Genomic DNA, 16,010 nt, shown 5'->3' on the forward strand with positions numbered 1-16,010 from the left:
GAAAAAATAGGCATCTAACTCCACATAAATAACGCCACTAAATATGTGGCATTACCTTCTAAGGATTAAGTCATGGGATTAAAACCTGGCCAAAACTCTGGCAAAGATGGTGGTATTTATCAGGAAAAAGGTCCGCGCGGCGGATTGAAAGACAACTACAGCACGATTGCTGATAATAAAAAAGCACCGCCAACTCAAAACCCCAACAGCACTTGGGTTCCGGTGAAGAAAACCCCCGATAGTAATCGATAGTTAATTCCCACCTAACTAAACCGGCTTTACCGTAGCCGGTTTTTTGTGCACCAAGTAAGCAATATCACAGGCACACAGTGAATCCCTGCTGTAATGCCTATTCAGCTTGACGGATAATTCGCAACTCCGGGTTTTCGTGTCCATCACCTAACAAAAGCGGTACATGTGATTGATTGTAGCCATTAACAAAAACGGCATTTCCATCCTCGGTTAAATGGGAGAATCTACCTAATAGCGTGTGCACTAAAATGAAATCAATATGTTGGGCTTCATCCAGGCCATTTGCTGAATGCAAAAGCTCATAGAATGTTGGCATTTTCTCCACTCCTTCATTATTAACTTATAGGAGTATAGACACACTCTCGCAGTGTTCGCGCTTATGCCCTTGAGTCAGTCACCCCGGTTCAACTTTGTTCCCCGTTGACTCAGACCAGTGCGTGGTTGGCGATCATCTGCGTCAAAGGATCTTCTTTTCGATACACCGATTACAACCGGCAACTGCTGACGGATGTCAATAACGTCCATCTGGTCGATATCAACCAAGCCCCGCAGCACATAATCAGCATCAATAGCCACAATCTCGTTGCGCTTACTTTTCAGTTAGGCGATTCTGTTTCGGATGTCTACATTTTGATAATAAATGTGCAGCTACAGAGTTTGCGGTTTTGATGCGGTACCCAGCCCGAATAGCCGCCTGCATGGCGTTAAAATCGATGGGTTACTCGTGACAGAACACTTCTTGTTTGTCGATGAGTGCCTGATCGTTGGGAAAAGGAATTGAAATGATTGAGACGTTCGTGTCCCGCCCTACATGGGCTCCTCCTGTGATAGAGAGCAATCTATTGAGTTTTTACCAGTTGCTCGAGGATCAAGGATTCAAAGCGAATACCATAGGTAAAAGTCTGTCCCCTCTTAGAAGCCCCTTTGAAGACGTAAAAAGGCTTATGAAAAAGTGCCAATGCACGATAGTTCTTGGCTTACCGCAGATTTTCATGCACTCAGGAACAGTTAAGCATGCTGATATTGTGCAAAATCTTAATCTGCCTACTGAGTGGAATCACATTGAAGCTACTATGTCATTGATGCTGGATCTTCCAACATTGATGATGGTTCATAAAAATGTCAGCACCAGAGGAATCTTTGAAAAAGGTGCTGCTGATGTTTTTATATATGAATTTGATTCTATGTCTCCAGATTGGCTGGAGAAAATCAGGCCCACATTGAACGCGTTAAAAGATGCTGTTGGTTAGCCTCACCGAACCTTCTGCTTCACTGGCCTCCAGTCCTGTGTTGCCATACCTTTCATTTCTTATGCAATAAAAGCATATAAACTCGGGACAGAAGGAAGGATATGTGAAGACAAATCTGTTTAGGAAAGCAGGTTTCCCCTATATTGTTTTTAATTACTCAATTGAGAGAATCTGTAATATGGCCAACAAACACCCTGGAGATAAACCCTCCACTCCTTCAAATCCATCTAAAACCCCCAATACCCCAAGTCAACGGGATCGTAAACCTGATGCTACCCGCAAGCATACGGATGGAGTTAGACCTCCGAAACCAAGCTCAAGATAAGAGAAAACTTATGGAGAAGTGGGAAACTGAATATTCTATTTTCCTTTCTTACTATAAGGAAAAAATGTTCGGAACTTTGTTAGGCCGAATAGATAAAACTATTAATTTTGCACTAATCCTTAGTGGGTCAGCTGTTTTTGCTGATTTTGGAAGTAACAAGCTCTTTGGTGCATTAGTCGCTGGGCTCTCCGCTCTCGTTTATGTTGGAGAGTTCGCAAAAAGATCGTCGGAAGCCTTTGGTGTCGCTAAAGAATATCATGAGCTAATACTCACTCGCGATAAGCATACTGATGAAAGCCTGTTACAGGCATTTTGTGCTCTGAATAAAAAGGATTCTCCGGTTTGGAATTGTCTTTCTGTGGCCGCGCGAAATAGAACACGGCTGGCATTGTATGGCAAAGAAAAAGCTGGGAAACTAGGCCTCTACACAACTTTTGAAGCGATTATGTCATGGCTTGCTGGCGACAAGCCATGATTTATCTCTTCCTTGTCGTTATCTAATTTATTCTATTAATACAGATCATATTACTATCATGCAGCCGCAGCACTGGCGGTGCTGCACTGCATTTGGCGCAGCTACGTTTTCAACCCGCAACTTTTTCACACACTCCTGGACAGCAGCCTCAATTTCATCAGCGTTTGCGGCAGCGGCTTCTGTTTTCGCTTCGGTATGCATTTTGAACCAGTCGTGAATTTTTACCCAGTCACCAGCGATGCCGAAACTGCGGTAGAAAAGTACAGCATCAAATTGTCGGTGAATGTCATTTTGTTTTTCCCTGCCTTAGTTGCTCAGCCTGTTGAATGGCTGAAAGTTGATTGTTGGCTTTCTCTATTGTTGCCAGCAGTGGCTGAATCCACAGCACCGCCTGGCAATACGTCAGCCCGCCGGGGGCAATGGAACCACCATTGGCTGCGTCAGGCTCGCCGGAATCGGCGTGCATTGCGCTGGCACGTAAACGGTTTGCGTACGCGAGCAGCCCGTCAGCAATATGAGGAGGAACAGGCAGATCACAGGTTTTCTCACGGCGAAGAATCTCCCGGTATTCAATTACGGTGTTTTCGGCATCGCTGGCGACGGCGGCATTAGTTCTGGCTGCTAACTGTGCCACCTGGTTAAACCGATTCACGTTGAATGCCTGCGTGGCTATCACCTGGCCCTGCAACGCGTTATCTGACTTCAGCACGCGCTTTTCACTCTCCGACACGCTGAGGTCCGCCCGCGTTTTCATCAGTAATGCCGCCAGCACGGCCACCAGCGCTATTACCGACAACTGAAGCCAGTAGCGTTTTACCAGCGCGCCAATCACGACAGGAACAGAGCACGCTCTGCCTCACGGCGTCGGGTTAGACCAGCCAGCAACTGCCCGCCTGCTTTGTTCCAGCGCAGGAACTCATCGGCGGAGCCGCGGTAATCTCCTGCGTTAAGCTTTTTCAGCAACGTAGAGGTGGAAAGCGATCGTGTGCCGAGGTTATAAGCAAACGACACCAGCGCATCAAACTGCCCCTGAGTCAGCTTCACCTTCACCAGTTTCGACACGTCGTTTTCGTAACTCACCAGCCCTGTTTTAAGCAGGCGCTCAGCGATTTCAGGCTTGATGACCATACCCTTACCGACAGGTTTGCCGTCAACCGGCTGCGTCCAGCCGTAGCCAATCGTCCACACGCCGACGCTGTCCTGATATGCCGTAAGCCGCAGACCTTCAAACTGCTTGATTAACGCGATCCCTTTATTGCTGATTTGCATCATCCCCCCCTGCTTTTCTGGCGGCGAAGCGTTTGATGAAGCCGCCGATAAAATCCGTACCTACGTAGCCTATAAAGACACTGGCGATGTATGACAGGTTTTTAGCCAGACCGAAGAAATCCAGCAGGTCACGGGCAAACCAGGCAATCATCGCGCACATGGTGGCATCGATTAGCGTTTTCATGATCGGGCCGCCGTTATAGCGTCCCCGGAGATACGCCATTGCAAACGCCAGCATTGCGCCAATACCCTGCTCTTTTGCAGCCAGCAGAGCAGCAATGAAATCTTGTTTGTAAGGCATTTTCATAGTCTCTCACCTCGCTGTTTGCGGAGGCTGTGTGATTGGAAACAGGATAAAAAAAGGCCTGCTCGGATGAACAGGCCAGAAAAGCAATAATAAATTTACAGGATGTGGTGCCGGGTGCCTCCCGGTGAGTCTTTGGCCAGCTACCATGACCCGCGTAGGGTATGCTTCAGTCGTGAAACACGAAGATTGCTGTTTACGCCCCTCCGCACAGGGGGATTCACCACATCAATAATGTAAAATTAGCCGTACCGCTTCGTCAATGAGCAACACTCTGTCAAAGGTCATCAGAGAGAGATGACCTTTTGCACAGTGTTATTTTTTTGTCTTACGGGGCCAGTACCAACATTATTCAGCGTCCCTGCTCGCCTGTGCTGATACTTCAGAAACAGTCTGGTTGAACCGGTCTGTTTCAAGTTCAACACCGATTGCGCTACGCCCCAGCGCTAATGCTTCTTTAATCATTGAGCCAGAACCCATAAAGAAATCAGCGAGGATATCACCGGGCCTGCTGCTGGCGTTGATAATGTCCCTCAGCATGTCCGCCGGTTTTTCGCACGGGTGTTTGCCCGGGTAGAACTGTACCGGCTTATACGTCCAGACATCGGTATACGGAACCGCGGCGGTGACAGCAAAGTGCCGCCGGAGCGATTTATATTCGTCCACCAGCTCCCAGTATTTACGGTTGAGTGAATGGTACGTGGCCACCAACTGGTGATGAGGTTGAATCAGTTCGCTACGCTGGTGCTTCTCTGTGGCTATTCGGGTGAATAACGCCTGCAACTTTTGGTAATCCGCCTCGCCCGGCAGTTGCCACTGGCTGGCTCCGAACCAGTGCGAAACCATGTTTTTCTTACCCGTGGCGGCTGAAATCTCTTTCGATGTGACGCCGAGTGAGGCACGGGCACTCTGAAAGTACTCGATCAGGGGAGCCATCAGGCTTTGCTTTAATTCCGTACCTTTCCGCTCGTAGCCATCGTCTTTCGGTCTGTACGGCCCAAGATAATGCTCGGCGAAAAGAACGCGCTCGGTCGCCGGGAAGTAAGCCCGCAGGCTTTCTTTATTACAGCCGTTCCACCGACCAGAGGGCTTTGCCCAGATGATGTGATTCAGCACACTGAAACGGCGGCGCATCATCAATTCGATATCTGCCGCAAGCCGATAACCACAAAACAGGTAGATGCTGCCCGAGGGTTTGAGGACTCGCCAGAATTGAGCCAGGCAGCCGTCGAGCCACTTTAAGTAATCCTCGTCTCCTTTCCACTGATTATCCCAGCCGTTCGGCTTTACCTTGAAGTAAGGCGGATCGGTAACAATCAGGTCAATGGAATTATCAGGGAGGGTTTGTATGTAATGCAGGCAATCAGCATTGATTAACTCAATACTGGATATTTTTACAGTGTTTTTCATAGATCAGTAAGCGGGACTCTGGTAGGCTCACTATGCTTTTGCGCTAAAGCAGTGGGCCCTGGTTCGCTTGTGACCTCAAACATGAGCGAATGGCTGGTTGGGTGCTACAACACCCACCAGCCGCCCATTTTCACAGCAGGAAGCCCCCATTACTGGAGGCGTTTATAACATCCGAATTGATAATGCGATAACCCCGCCATAACTAACTGAGTCAGTATCAACTGGCAGCGTTCGTGTGAAATATGCACCGCTTCTGCTACTTCCCCGGCAGTGGCAGGAGATAACGTCAGCGCGCTTAAAACAGCCCTCGCTGTTTCTGTCATACCTTGCTGATTTAGCATGTCTTTTTACCCTTTCTGATGACGTAACACACAGATAACTCTGGTTCGATGCGCCAGCAAGAAGTAAATATGCCAGACATAAAAAAAACCCCGCCGATGCGAGGTTTTATAATCTGGTCGACAATCAAAGCTATGACGACGATATCAGATTTACACGAAATATAGCCATTTCAATCTACTTTTGCAACACCATGCTGATAATTAGCCGCCATTTGTTTCGAACGTGTTTTCGAAATGCTCAAAAGAGACATCTGATCGAGACGCAGAAAGATAGTGCGCATGGTGAGCCAGTGAGCAGTAAAAGTTTTCGACCAGTTTTTATCTTCAACCCCTACCAGCAGAGCCAGGTCTTTATATTGATAAACTGCGCTCCCAGCTAACTCGGATTTCACGTCCTGCGCTGCCAACCAGATCAATGCCCGGAGTCGCCCCAGCGTTTTCCCGGCGATCTTCTTGCCGGCGAGCTGCACTGTAAACTCACCCCACGCCCATCGTGTTATTTCGACCTGGTATTCGAATCGGATATTTTCGCCGTAGTTCCAGAGTAGCCACGCTTTCTGATGTTCTTCCACGGACAGCACAGCGCGGCGCCATGACGCAGTCGCAAATTCCACCGGCTGCACCAGGGCAATCGATGAACCTTTCGCCAGTGACTGACGCCCCTGAATTGGTGGGTTGAGCAGCGTTATCCACTTCTCCGTTTCTTCGTCGTAAATTCTGGGCTTCTTCCGGCGATAAGTGTTCGTGTCAAATTGTGCATTCTCAAGCCAGGCCAGTAACTGGCCTTTTGTCGCCCCGCTCAGGTCAGCCATTGCGGTTATCAGTTGCTGTCGGATGTATGAGAGATTTGCAGTCATGCGGCGGCTCCTGTTTTCTGCTGCGTGCGGGAATGGTGCTGGCGCGCCGGTGCAAGCGCGCGGAGGATGGATTCTTTTTCGTAGCGGTGTTTTTCGGCGGCTGTCATGCTTTCACCAGCCCCTCTTTCTTCCAGATGGCAAGCGTGCGCATTACGCCTTCAGCGTGCATGAGTCGCAACTCGTCGCGGCTGTATTCGGTTTTTACGCGCCCGTCGATGACATCATGGCAGCAGCTACAGGCGATCGCCGCCTGTGTATCATCCGGCTTAATGCCCGTGCCGCAGGTTCCCGCCAGTCGGTAATGCGCCAGTACGCTTGTTTCGGGATTACCGCTACAGATACCGGGGATACGAACCTGACATTCACGGCCACGCGCCGCTTTGCGTAAATCAGCCAAGGCGACCTCCCCACGGGCGACCGCGTTTACCGTTTTGTTGCTCGGGAAGCCTGGCGCTGACTGTCCAGGTGATGAAATCGGGATTCAGGCTGCGCTCAACTTTAACGCCGCGGCGCCGGTATTGTTCCACCAGTTCGTCGGCCTGTTGCGTGGTGCATTCGGTGTGCTGGAACCAGCTCTTTCTGGTCGCCATCACGCGAAGCTCATCAGTTGAGACGCAGCGTTTTCTGCTTCTTGCTGCGAGCTAAATGAACTGGACAATATCCAGCGCCAAAGGACATCCAGCGCGGCTTTGTATAGCTGCTGGAATTCTGTTTCATCCATATTGCCAAAGGCGATACTGCGGGGGTGTTTGCGAAGAGTGCCGTCTGGTAACTCGATAGCGTCATAATGCCCTGCTTCTACAGTCACCCACGCGCGGTACGCATCGAAGGATTTGCAGAGGCTGATCCCGTTGGTGATGCGGCGATTTGCGACCTGCGCCAGATACTGCTCAGCGGCATCCATCAACGCCGCTTCGTTACCACCATATGATGCGAGGAATTTTGCATACCCGGTCACCAGTCGCCGTTCGTTGGACGAGATAGCGCCGCCGCTTGGCTCCCAGTATTCAAACCCGAGATTGAGCAGAGCGAAGAAACGGCGATGAAAAGCCGGATTGCGTACCAGCTTGATGTCGGCTGACAGCACCGCACCGAGCTTACATTTTGAATGCAGAAAATCGCTGGTCTCAGGCGTTGCCGGGATCAGGATTCCTGAATGATTGATAAGTTGTAGCTGCGCCATAATGTCCCCATCTGGCGCATAAGGTTATCAGCTGTTCAGGCTGGCACTGGTATTATGATTTTATGAGCTCGATATTTCAAGAGCTAGTTAAAAAATATATTTTTACAATAATCTATTTTCGATATAAGTATCTATCAAAGACTTTAATTCGTCTGGGCGATTAATTAATGAGAAAGTTGTATCATACCCAACAAAAAAACTTCCATCATCGCGCACTGGCCCTATAGAAAAAACATCAACTCCATAGCTTTTTAGAAAGTCGGACAGTTCAGGCAGAGATATATTTTTATCCCCAGCATCTTCTGGGGTATATTTATAAATCCTCCTAGCTCTATCTTTATTATTGATAACCTCATGTGTTGCGGAGCGATTTGTTTTATTGCTTACGACAGCATTCATAACTAAAGATTTAAGCTCCTTCATCTCCGCCATCAAATACTCGCCACCTGACACTTCTTTCTCATCAATTTTAGCCACTTTGAATGTTCCAAAGTGCTTGAGAAAAGTAGTGTAGTTGCCGTCACCTTTGGAGCGCCTATAGGTTTCAACAATCTTCGTGTGCAGTTTCTGTTTAAACTCATTGATAAGTTGATAGCGTAAATCAGATGGGTATTCGAGATGTTCAATTGCGGCAATATCGAAACTATAGGGTGTCTTATCGTCTTTAATAATAATAGTTGGCTTATCAAAAGCTAATCGCATACCCAATTCAAGCATGACGTTTGCATTTCTACTGCTGATATCGCATATTACAATGGGATTAGAGTAGATGTTTTGCACTATACGCTTGTGTATAATACCCACATCATCATCGAAGCTAACTAGGTTAGGGTTAAATTCTGCCTGAGTCGCTACTTCACAAAGAATATCATATACATCAGCCCAGTGCTTTTCTGGATAACCATCTGTTTTAGCGATCGGCATAATGATACCACATATTTGTGTTTCATCATCCGTAGCTTCCTTCTTAGCTTGAGTCTCATTAATTTGTAGAGTTTTTGCCATGACTGTCCCTAATTCCTTTTTTAAGCAGAAAAGGAGAAGCCTCGCGAACGAGGCTCAATATTTGGTGTGGGTTAGGGGGCTACCCCCGGCGACTGTTAGACCCCCACGGCTGTCTAATGGATACTTTAGGTTTATCGATTAACTGATGATGTTCCCACAGCGCCGCACCGCACACAGCAATGATGAACAAAATTGTTCCACAGTTTTTTTTCATATTCGCATCCTCAATATTGAAATCGTTAATGATCAGTCGGTTAAGCCAGTCACCAATCGTTACCAAGGATGAGAACACACCTAAAACGAGTGCCCAAGTACCGTTAACAGGGAATCCGTGAGTTTCAAACTCTTTTGGATAAACCATTTTGTTGTTTTAACAAAAAAAATTGTTACATTCAAACAAACATATTCAACATAATGATGTATATCACGTTAGGGTTAAGCAGCCCTAACCTGCCCAGCACACATTTCCGGCAAATTAGCCCTCACCAGCGCCTCAGCAAACGGCGTTGCCACAGCGCCACATTCTTATCCTTCGCGTATTTTGTGCCGGTGTAGTCCCGCTCCCTGGTGTACCTATGCCTCAACTGGACCTCATCACTTGATGACCAAATAAAAAACCCGCCTAAGCGGGTTTTGGTCACATATCAAGTGCACGTTTTAAATTCAATATAGTGGTCGGGTGGAGTCGACCAAAGTAATCCTCACGATCGTAATCCCATGGCAGCCAGTGGAAGAGTTTGGCTGCTTTGTCATTTGTTACACGCCGCGTCCTACGCGTAAGTCCGGACCAGACACCACGCAATTCATCCACCTCGATATGCATGGCATTAGCAATGTCCTCAGCCCAAACTCCTGACTTTTCACCATCCCCACAGTCTTCAATGAGCTCAATAGCCCGCATGAGTGCTGTGCGGCTTTTATCACTCAACCCTTTGACTAGTTCGATAGCCTGCCCAGAAGATAAGTCAACTGCATTTCCAGTGTCGTCATCGGCAAACTCATCATCCAGGTAGCTAACGCCGTTAGCACATATGCCTAGTAACTCTTGAATAGTGTCTTTGGACAGTTTTTTAAGATCATCATTCGAGATGTATAAACCGCTCATTTCTGCTTACCTCTCTTAATGTAGTGGATTTATCCTACCACATTAAATACCAATGTAAACAAGATTAATAACACCAATCGTAAAGACTAACAACCAATAGATCAAAGAGCTGTCGTGATTTTCATCGTCGTGATTGTATGCACGTCTATTCGCAAAGCCCATAGCGTGATGAACAAACTTCGTTATCCAGACTGGCTTTAACCAAGTCGTAGACTTTTCCACCGCGACCTGTTTTAGCCCATTCGACAACCTCATCAACACCGGGTGCATTCAGGTTTGCTCTTGGCCCGTAGAACCCAGACCAGTCGATATGCTGTACATCCGGCTCAAGACCGTAAAGCTGTACGTGCCTGCCAAGTGGCAAATCAAACTGTTTCATCCACCGCTGGCTTATCTCGCCAACGCTCATCCAGTGCACCCAGCGCGATGGCGACCAGTCGCAGTAAGTATCTGTTTCGGTGTGGCCGTATATCCCTTTGCAGCGACGGATATGAGCGCAGTCGCCGCAGGTATTCCCTTCGGGAAGCGCCATTTTTTCAGGATCTGCCGGGCAAGCTGGTGCTTTCACTTTCGCCTGCCAGCGCTGTACCAGTCGGTACTCGGGGCGCCGGGACTTCCCGGTATTTTTGACGATACCGGCACGTTTGAGACGGTTCAGGCAGTCGTTGGCTTCCCGGATATCACACGACAGCAACGTGCGGATTTGGCGCGGTGTCGCCAGGCCGTTAGCCTCGATGAATTCCACAATGGCTTTTTGCTTCGGCTTGAGGGTATTCGCCATCGTCACGCCCTCCCCTTAAAGCCGTGCCTGGCCTGAATTTCGCGGATTTTCGCGAGCTGTTGCGCCTGCGTCAGCGGCTTGCCGCCCAGCTTCGGAAGACGTTTTATCGGCTCGGGGATCTCTTCGCCACGACGAATGCGCAGCGCCATCGCAGCCAGTTCTTCCCCGGCTTTGCGGCGCACTTCGGCGTCACTCAGGCCACTGGCGCGCATCTGCTGGTACAGCGTGGTCACGATCCAGTAATTCGCGGATGATTGACTGGTGTTCTTACCGTCGATTTTCCCCGGCCACGGAAATGACTCTGCATCCGGATAGCTCCCGCGCGTGCGGCAATAGCGATAAAACAGCTCCATCAGCTCAGCCTGGTCTGGAAGCCCTACCGCCGCACACTCTTCCGCACGGCACCAGGCGACGAACTGGCCCGGCGACGGCAGGAACGGTTTTTCCTGCTGGCGAGCAACGCGCATACCTGCGGCGACTTGTGCCAAAGTTGTTATCCCGTTCTCGCTAAACGCCAGCAGCCACTGACGGCGAAATTCATCGAACTCATCCTGGGTGCGGAAATTAGCGATTGCAGCCGGGAACGTTGCGCGCAACTGAGAAAACAGGCTGTTGAACACTTCTGCCACCTGCTGCTGTCTGACAGGAGCGTTGTCGTCCTGAACTTCCGGCAGACCGTGAGCAACACGGCGGAAATTTTCCCGATCGAGGTAATGAATCTGTTCAGATATATTTTTCATCGAGCACCCCGTTGATCCAGTCGGTGTTGTTGAAATCTATAGGCCGGCCGTTCCCATTCGTAGTGCGGGAGGTCGGCTTAACCGGAAACTTCGGCTTGAATAAGCCCTGATACCCGTTGGCAATGCTCGCGTTGATTACGTCAACGGGGTTATGGCCTTCGTCCAGACACTCTTTCAGCAGCTTGAATGCCTTCGTGACCGTCAGCTCGGTTTTAATGGCTTTGCCAGACTGTTTACGATAAGCAACCCACTCCCCCCAGGCGGTTTGATCAAGCCACTCAGGAGCGGGAATGCTGAGCGGATCAAATTTGTCCTTCCCCCTTGGGGGATTAGAGGGGGTATTAGGTTTTATATTTGTCTTTGGAATAATGTCTTTGGTGTTCCCCGTTTTCAGGGATACCTCTCCCTGTTTTCGGGGATAGTTTTCCCCGTTTTCAGGGATGGTTGATGGTTCATTTTCTCTATCCCCGTTTTCAGGGATATCCATCCCCATTTTCGGGGATACATCTCCCTGTTTTCGGGGATGGTTTTCCCCTGTTTCAGGGATGGTGATAGCCCAAGTAACGATCTCCGCGGCAGGGAAATCAACTGGACACTTTGAGCAATTGGGCTTTGTGTAAGCCCATTGATCCAGACTTGTATTAATCCCGATGTATCTCGTTTGCCCTATCCGACGCAGCTTAATAATATTGCGATAGGCAAGGCTTAGGACGGCTTCGGATACGTGCTTAGTTTTGAGCGTCGTCTTGTCCGCAATGAGGCTATTGGTAATCCGATCTGATTTTTTTGACCAACCATAAGTCAGACGAACAATGGCGTTCAGGACGCGGAACTCACGCCCGGACAACTCAACGATACATAGGGCATCCTGGATCTGATTGGCCAGGCGTAAATAGCCATTTTCCAGATCAGCCATGCTGCGCTCCTGTTGCGCTCGTTCCGGCGCAGGGAATTTGATAACTTCAGCGGTATTTGACATACTTAATTCCGTGAATTGATCTCATTAATTCGCCCGAAGGCCGGTACTGTTGACGCAGTCCGGCCTTCACCTTTTTGTCTCTCTGCATCAGTCCCATCCTAGCGGGCCGGGCCGCGCGCGTTCGGCACGAAGGCCAATATCTGCCAGCGTCTCGACAGACGTCAGATAATCGCGGGAAACCACCACCGCCTCGGGCGGTACCACCTGCAAGCCAAGTGCAGAAAGCTCGCGGGCCATCTCCGAAAAATGGCTGTCGGCTTTGCGCTTGCTCACCGTCGATTCACTGATGCCGATCTGCTCGGCGTAATTCTTCTGCCCCACCGACGCCAGCCGGTTGAGCAAGATGCTCTCGATTTCAAGTGGCTTGAGAATTGGTGGTTCCAACTTTCGTGCTATTGCGTTGTGCATGATTGAAACTCCTTGGTGTGTTAGGCCGACAGTCAGGCGGCGTTAGTTAGTTAATGGAGGAAGCACGTCATCAATGCTGACGCCTGCTCCATGCTTGTTCAGGGCAGAAACAATCTTCCGGCACTGCTCAACGTTCATGCTCCGGCGACCATTTTCGTAATGGCAGATAGTGCCAGGCGTTAAACCAAGCTCATTGGCGACCTGGCTCTGGGTCAGGCCGATGCGCTGGCGTATTTTTTTCAGGTTGTTCATTAGCACCTCCAATAAGACGAGATAAATATACATATTGTATCTTTAATGCACAAGCAAAATATACATTTTGTGAGTAGCACAGGGATATACAACTTGTATAATTTGAGTATGACTATGAAATGGTACGACTTAGCAAAATCGCTCATGAAGCGAGAAAACATCAACCAGGAACAACTGGCCGAACACCTCGGAATCACAAAAGGGGCGGTTAGTCACTGGCTAAATGCGCGCAGAGAACCGGGGATTGAAGATATTGCGAAGATACTCAGATTCTTGGGTAAGAAATCTTTTTCTGTAGGCGCAGACGGCTCTATTATCGATGAAACCCTTTCCGGCAATGTGGGCTATGCTGGACCATACAAGAAGGGAAATAGATATCCAGTCTTGAGCAAAATTCAGGCCGGAGCCTGGTCTGAGGCTATTGAGCCTTACACGCTGAAGGATGTTGATCTGTGGCTGGAATCTGATGCTCATACACAGGGAGATGCTTTCTGGTTGGAGGTGGAAGGCGATTCGATGACAGCACCATTGGGGCTGAGCATACCTGAAGGTACTTATGTGCTTTTTGATACAGGAAGAAATCCAATCAACGGAAGCCTGGTGATCGCCAAGCTTTCTGATTCCAATGAAGCCACATTCAAAAAGCTGGTGATTGACGGTGGTCAAAAATATTTGAAAGGCCTCAATCCTCAATGGCCTTTGGTTCCTATCAATGGAAATTGCAGGGTTATCGGTGTTGCCATTGAAACTAAAATGCGTTTGATTTGACCAAAATTGTTCTAATTCGTATTTTTAATTTTAGCACAGCGGTATAATAAAATGAGAAAAATCATACTATTATCTATGTCATTGCTTTCTGGTTGTTCAGTTTCGACTGGTCTGGTTGTGCAGACTGAAGACCAAAAAGAGCCTCTAATGGGTACAGCCACCGCATCTCTTGTCAGGGGTGATTTTTATGTGGAGAACGTAAGTGGATTATCCTGCTCAGGTAAATACAACCAGTTTACGACATCCCCTATGCTGAAAGTCACATTCACCTGTAGTGATGGGAGATCTGGGGCTGCGCAGGTATTGCGCTATGGGCCTAATCTTGAAAATGGATCTGGGAGTGGAAAGCTCAGCGACGGTACACGATTCAGAATTCTTATTGGCGCCGCTACTAGTCAGGCCAGCCAGCAGGGCTACTGGAGTAAATTCTAAGGTGCAATGCAGTGGCCGGAAGAGACATTTGAGAGAGAAGAGATCGTAGAAATGCGGCCTTGAACCTGCAACTTAATCTAACTCCTGCAATGAAAATTTAAACCTGCATTACTTTCTCACAGCTTACGCTCGAAAGATTTCACATCGTGAGCGAAGGAAAAAGACTACAGATTAATCAATCAGTCACCCGATATCGGAAGCAATTGAGATATCTGGCGAGCCGACTTTAACCCCCCCGCGCCGGTTTTTTCGTTTCTAAAAATACAATCCTCTCGCACATTTCGACTCATAAAAATAACTCATTAAAATACAAAACGTTAATAAAATTACACGCCAATCGTATACATTTTGTATTGCATCAAATGAATACGTTTTGTATATTAAACTAATCCAAACAAGAGCGGCGGCAATGCCACTCACCACACAGCAATGCGCATAAGGTTTTCCAACGTTCCGCCAGCCGGGCGTCAACGGCAGAGGATGAATATGAAGGGCAACACAAAGAAGACTGAGATGTTCGGGTTTGGCGCTTACTGGGCGCGCCTTTTTGAGACACAACAGAACCCCTTGCAGCTTCAAAGCTCGCGGCAGGATGGCGGCACAGGGATGAATAGTCCGGAAGAAAAACATATGCACCACCTTCGCCGGAAAGTGAACAGAACAGGCGGTGTGCCTCGCGGCAGGATGAATAAAAAAATGTACCGCCTGGGCTGGAGAAGTGAGTCCCGTAAAGACCTTATTCGAGCGACTCAATAGCTTTCAGGGATAGCGGCTGTTCCTGCTCTGGCACGAAGCGAACCTTAACCAACTCTGCCAGTCGTTTTTTTACAGATAGATCAGTGCTTGTAATGACAAAGTCATTAATTTGTTCCGAGAGCATAAACCAACCGTGTTCATCACAGACATAAACCACGGATGGAACCTCCCGGATAGTGGGTTGATTACCGCTGATATTAACAACCTTACTTACATGCTTAAACGACGTAGCTGCTTCACCACAGATCGGGCACGGCTTGGTTACTGATTTCATAGTCCGTCCTTGCTGGTTGTGTAGGAACTCCAGCATACCACCGGGCCTGATGTGGTTAAAAGACAGGCATCAACAGGGGAAAAACCAATGATTAACCAGCACTACGGCACGATGCACATCATTCGTCAGTGCGTGGCGCCAGGCATGCTGGCCATGCACAAGGGCCACACCTGGAATGTTTCAGCCGTTCGCGGCAAACACGTCTACCTGAGCACCATGCGTGAAGCAACGCGCATCAGCGATTGCCTGGTAGAGGTTCTGTTAAACGGGAAAGGTGATCCAGTGATCAAAGAAAAAACACCCACAGGCGCGAAATGCGCTTACTGCGGCAAGCCGCTCACGGCTGAAACCACAGTTAAAGAAACCATTCTGTTCCGTAACGGCGCGCAGCTCGCCCGCAAAGAAAATGAATACTGCTCTAAACAGTGTGCAACCCATGACCAGTGGGCGCACGAAGGTTAATTAACCAACGAGTAAACCAAGGAGTATTTATGCAAATCATTACAGCTCAAACGGAAATTAAAGTCATTAATCAGGATGTCGCCCTTTTCAATTGCGAAAAGAAAGTAAGCGGCATTATTCACACCCCGTCGTCAAAAGAGGTGACCGTTATTCTCGATGGCGGTTATGTGCTGGGTAAGTTTGATTGCGCCCATTGCGCAGTGAAGGCAATCGCACTGCTGGCGATCAGTATTTCAGACGCAGATAAAGCCATGTTCGGCAGTTATCGCAACTACAAGCGCGAATTTACTGAAAGGGTTTTGCAGCAAGTTCATTGAGCAAAGCCCACGCAAGGTGGGCCAGCCCTTCCGGTGTACCGACCAAAGCAAACCGGAACTTTTAA

Annotated in this window: 25 protein-coding genes; 7 read left to right on the forward strand and 18 right to left on the reverse strand. The window is 48.6% G+C overall.

All coding sequences use genetic code 11. The features are described from left to right. Positions 1-72 precede the first annotated feature (72 nt). Positions 73-252: a hypothetical protein gene (locus tag DK872_RS00790; protein WP_161517887.1), complete on the forward strand. Its 180-nt coding sequence runs from the start codon at positions 73-75 to the stop codon at positions 250-252. Between the two features lie 97 nt (positions 253-349). Here the strand turns inward: DK872_RS00790 and DK872_RS00795 are convergent, their stop codons facing one another. Together DK872_RS00795 and DK872_RS27955 are read right to left on the reverse strand one after the other, a co-directional pair. Then, positions 350-568, reverse strand: a complete 219-nt coding sequence (locus DK872_RS00795; protein ID WP_161517888.1) for a hypothetical protein — start codon at positions 566-568, stop codon at positions 350-352. A gap of 273 nt (positions 569-841) precedes the next feature. Then, positions 842-952, reverse strand: coding sequence for a hypothetical protein (locus tag DK872_RS27955; RefSeq protein ID WP_370520819.1), 111 nt, complete (start codon positions 950-952; stop codon positions 842-844). Between the two features lie 82 nt (positions 953-1,034). On the opposite strand from DK872_RS27955, the gene DK872_RS00805 reads away from it, so the two are divergent. Both DK872_RS00805 and DK872_RS00810 read left to right on the forward strand, forming a co-directional pair. Next, a complete protein-coding gene (locus DK872_RS00805; protein ID WP_161517889.1) occupies positions 1,035-1,502 on the forward strand; it encodes a hypothetical protein in 468 nt (155 codons plus the stop codon). Positions 1,503-1,837: 335 nt separating this feature from the next. Beyond that, positions 1,838-2,302, forward strand: a complete 465-nt coding sequence (locus tag DK872_RS00810; protein ID WP_161517890.1) for a hypothetical protein — start codon at positions 1,838-1,840, stop codon at positions 2,300-2,302. 286 nt (positions 2,303-2,588) lie between these two features. On the opposite strand, the gene DK872_RS00815 is transcribed toward DK872_RS00810, so the two are convergent. The 15 genes from DK872_RS00815 to DK872_RS00885 all read right to left on the reverse strand — a co-directional run bounded on the left by DK872_RS00815 (position 2,589) and on the right by DK872_RS00885 (position 12,936). Continuing rightward, on the reverse strand, positions 2,589-3,134 hold the full coding sequence (locus tag DK872_RS00815) for a hypothetical protein (protein WP_161517891.1): 546 nt from the start codon (positions 3,132-3,134) through the stop codon (positions 2,589-2,591). After that, positions 3,131-3,574 (reverse strand): lysozyme, encoded by a 444-nt coding sequence (locus DK872_RS00820; RefSeq protein WP_145954142.1) that lies wholly within the window; start codon positions 3,572-3,574, stop codon positions 3,131-3,133. The genes DK872_RS00815 and DK872_RS00820 overlap by 4 nt, the downstream gene beginning before the upstream one ends. Then, complete coding sequence (locus DK872_RS00825; RefSeq protein ID WP_007374687.1) at positions 3,555-3,878, reverse strand: phage holin, lambda family; 324 nt, start codon at positions 3,876-3,878, stop codon at positions 3,555-3,557. The genes DK872_RS00820 and DK872_RS00825 overlap by 20 nt, the downstream gene beginning before the upstream one ends. A gap of 345 nt (positions 3,879-4,223) precedes the next feature. Next, positions 4,224-5,285, reverse strand: a complete 1,062-nt coding sequence (locus DK872_RS00830; RefSeq protein WP_161517892.1) for a site-specific DNA-methyltransferase — start codon at positions 5,283-5,285, stop codon at positions 4,224-4,226. 511 nt (positions 5,286-5,796) lie between these two features. Further along, the gene (locus DK872_RS00835) at positions 5,797-6,483 is read right to left on the reverse strand and encodes a bacteriophage antitermination protein Q (RefSeq protein ID WP_161517893.1); all 687 of its coding nucleotides are present in this window, start codon (positions 6,481-6,483) and stop codon (positions 5,797-5,799) included. A 103-nt stretch (positions 6,484-6,586) separates the two neighbouring features. Then, positions 6,587-6,880 (reverse strand): DUF1364 domain-containing protein, encoded by a 294-nt coding sequence (locus DK872_RS00840; protein ID WP_161517894.1) that lies wholly within the window; start codon positions 6,878-6,880, stop codon positions 6,587-6,589. Then, a complete protein-coding gene (locus DK872_RS00845; protein WP_161517895.1) occupies positions 6,873-7,073 on the reverse strand; it encodes a hypothetical protein in 201 nt (66 codons plus the stop codon). Before DK872_RS00845 ends, DK872_RS00840 begins: the two co-directional genes overlap by 8 nt. Continuing rightward, positions 7,073-7,669, reverse strand: coding sequence for a DUF1367 family protein (locus DK872_RS00850; RefSeq protein WP_161518141.1), 597 nt, complete (start codon positions 7,667-7,669; stop codon positions 7,073-7,075). Before DK872_RS00850 ends, DK872_RS00845 begins: the two co-directional genes overlap by 1 nt. 99 nt (positions 7,670-7,768) lie before the next feature. Continuing rightward, the gene (locus DK872_RS00855; protein WP_161517896.1) at positions 7,769-8,671 is read right to left on the reverse strand and encodes an RNA helicase; all 903 of its coding nucleotides are present in this window, start codon (positions 8,669-8,671) and stop codon (positions 7,769-7,771) included. A 637-nt stretch (positions 8,672-9,308) separates the two neighbouring features. Next, on the reverse strand, positions 9,309-9,776 hold the full coding sequence (locus DK872_RS00860; RefSeq protein WP_161517897.1) for a hypothetical protein: 468 nt from the start codon (positions 9,774-9,776) through the stop codon (positions 9,309-9,311). 145 nt (positions 9,777-9,921) lie between these two features. Beyond that, a complete protein-coding gene (locus DK872_RS27450) occupies positions 9,922-10,557 on the reverse strand; it encodes a hypothetical protein (protein WP_237656181.1) in 636 nt (211 codons plus the stop codon). Between the two features lie 2 nt (positions 10,558-10,559). After that, positions 10,560-11,297, reverse strand: a complete 738-nt coding sequence (locus DK872_RS00870; protein WP_161517898.1) for a replication protein P — start codon at positions 11,295-11,297, stop codon at positions 10,560-10,562. Continuing rightward, positions 11,281-12,276: a replication protein gene (locus DK872_RS00875; protein WP_161517899.1), complete on the reverse strand. Its 996-nt coding sequence runs from the start codon at positions 12,274-12,276 to the stop codon at positions 11,281-11,283. Before DK872_RS00875 ends, DK872_RS00870 begins: the two co-directional genes overlap by 17 nt. Positions 12,277-12,363: 87 nt before the next feature. After that, complete coding sequence (locus DK872_RS00880) at positions 12,364-12,684, reverse strand: CII family transcriptional regulator (protein WP_035943368.1); 321 nt, start codon at positions 12,682-12,684, stop codon at positions 12,364-12,366. A gap of 42 nt (positions 12,685-12,726) precedes the next feature. Then, on the reverse strand, positions 12,727-12,936 hold the full coding sequence (locus DK872_RS00885; protein WP_161517900.1) for a helix-turn-helix transcriptional regulator: 210 nt from the start codon (positions 12,934-12,936) through the stop codon (positions 12,727-12,729). A 108-nt stretch (positions 12,937-13,044) separates the two neighbouring features. On the opposite strand from DK872_RS00885, the gene DK872_RS00890 reads away from it, so the two are divergent. Together DK872_RS00890 and DK872_RS00895 are read left to right on the forward strand one after the other, a co-directional pair. Continuing rightward, positions 13,045-13,704, forward strand: coding sequence for a LexA family transcriptional regulator (locus DK872_RS00890; RefSeq protein ID WP_161518143.1), 660 nt, complete (start codon positions 13,045-13,047; stop codon positions 13,702-13,704). A gap of 147 nt (positions 13,705-13,851) precedes the next feature. Continuing rightward, positions 13,852-14,136 carry a hypothetical protein gene (locus DK872_RS00895; protein ID WP_161517901.1) on the forward strand — a complete coding sequence of 95 codons (285 nt, stop codon included), beginning with the start codon at positions 13,852-13,854 and terminating at the stop codon, positions 14,134-14,136. Positions 14,137-14,872: 736 nt separating this feature from the next. On the opposite strand, the gene DK872_RS00900 is transcribed toward DK872_RS00895, so the two are convergent. Beyond that, entirely contained in the window at positions 14,873-15,166 is a 294-nt protein-coding gene (locus DK872_RS00900; RefSeq protein WP_161517902.1) for a hypothetical protein, read from the reverse strand. Positions 15,167-15,451: 285 nt separating this feature from the next. Here DK872_RS00900 and DK872_RS27275 point away from each other — a divergent pair, with 285 nt between their 5' ends. Both DK872_RS27275 and DK872_RS00910 read left to right on the forward strand, forming a co-directional pair. Further along, positions 15,452-15,628 (forward strand): YdaE family protein, encoded by a 177-nt coding sequence (locus DK872_RS27275; RefSeq protein ID WP_035943613.1) that lies wholly within the window; start codon positions 15,452-15,454, stop codon positions 15,626-15,628. Positions 15,629-15,657: 29 nt separating this feature from the next. Beyond that, positions 15,658-15,945 carry a DNA breaking-rejoining protein gene (locus tag DK872_RS00910; RefSeq protein ID WP_161517903.1) on the forward strand — a complete coding sequence of 96 codons (288 nt, stop codon included), beginning with the start codon at positions 15,658-15,660 and terminating at the stop codon, positions 15,943-15,945. Positions 15,946-16,010 lie beyond the last annotated feature (65 nt).

Origin of the sequence: Kosakonia sp. MH5 (genome assembly GCF_009935945.1) — a bacterium.
Lineage (GTDB): Bacteria > Pseudomonadota > Gammaproteobacteria > Enterobacterales > Enterobacteriaceae > Kosakonia > Kosakonia radicincitans.

Coding starts and splice junctions, on each gene's coding strand:
- DK872_RS00790 (WP_161517887.1), top strand. CDS start 73: ATGGGATTAAAACCTGGCCAAAACTCTGGCAAAGATGGTGGTATTTAT.
- DK872_RS00795 (WP_161517888.1), bottom strand. CDS start 568: ATGCCAACATTCTATGAGCTTTTGCATTCAGCAAATGGCCTGGATGAA.
- DK872_RS27955 (WP_370520819.1), bottom strand. CDS start 952: ATGCAGGCGGCTATTCGGGCTGGGTACCGCATCAAAACCGCAAACTCT.
- DK872_RS00805 (WP_161517889.1), top strand. CDS start 1,035: ATGATTGAGACGTTCGTGTCCCGCCCTACATGGGCTCCTCCTGTGATA.
- DK872_RS00810 (WP_161517890.1), top strand. CDS start 1,838: ATGGAGAAGTGGGAAACTGAATATTCTATTTTCCTTTCTTACTATAAG.
- DK872_RS00820 (WP_145954142.1), bottom strand. CDS start 3,574: ATGATGCAAATCAGCAATAAAGGGATCGCGTTAATCAAGCAGTTTGAA.
- DK872_RS00825 (WP_007374687.1), bottom strand. CDS start 3,878: ATGAAAATGCCTTACAAACAAGATTTCATTGCTGCTCTGCTGGCTGCA.
- DK872_RS00830 (WP_161517892.1), bottom strand. CDS start 5,285: ATGAAAAACACTGTAAAAATATCCAGTATTGAGTTAATCAATGCTGAT.
- DK872_RS00835 (WP_161517893.1), bottom strand. CDS start 6,483: ATGACTGCAAATCTCTCATACATCCGACAGCAACTGATAACCGCAATG.
- DK872_RS00845 (WP_161517895.1), bottom strand. CDS start 7,073: ATGGCGACCAGAAAGAGCTGGTTCCAGCACACCGAATGCACCACGCAA.
- DK872_RS00855 (WP_161517896.1), bottom strand. CDS start 8,671: ATGGCAAAAACTCTACAAATTAATGAGACTCAAGCTAAGAAGGAAGCT.
- DK872_RS00860 (WP_161517897.1), bottom strand. CDS start 9,776: ATGAGCGGTTTATACATCTCGAATGATGATCTTAAAAAACTGTCCAAA.
- DK872_RS27450 (WP_237656181.1), bottom strand. CDS start 10,557: ATGGCGAATACCCTCAAGCCGAAGCAAAAAGCCATTGTGGAATTCATC.
- DK872_RS00870 (WP_161517898.1), bottom strand. CDS start 11,297: ATGAAAAATATATCTGAACAGATTCATTACCTCGATCGGGAAAATTTC.
- DK872_RS00875 (WP_161517899.1), bottom strand. CDS start 12,276: ATGTCAAATACCGCTGAAGTTATCAAATTCCCTGCGCCGGAACGAGCG.
- DK872_RS00880 (WP_035943368.1), bottom strand. CDS start 12,684: ATGCACAACGCAATAGCACGAAAGTTGGAACCACCAATTCTCAAGCCA.
- DK872_RS00885 (WP_161517900.1), bottom strand. CDS start 12,936: ATGAACAACCTGAAAAAAATACGCCAGCGCATCGGCCTGACCCAGAGC.
- DK872_RS00890 (WP_161518143.1), top strand. CDS start 13,045: ATGACTATGAAATGGTACGACTTAGCAAAATCGCTCATGAAGCGAGAA.
- DK872_RS00895 (WP_161517901.1), top strand. CDS start 13,852: ATGGGTACAGCCACCGCATCTCTTGTCAGGGGTGATTTTTATGTGGAG.
- DK872_RS00900 (WP_161517902.1), bottom strand. CDS start 15,166: ATGAAATCAGTAACCAAGCCGTGCCCGATCTGTGGTGAAGCAGCTACG.
- DK872_RS00910 (WP_161517903.1), top strand. CDS start 15,658: ATGCAAATCATTACAGCTCAAACGGAAATTAAAGTCATTAATCAGGAT.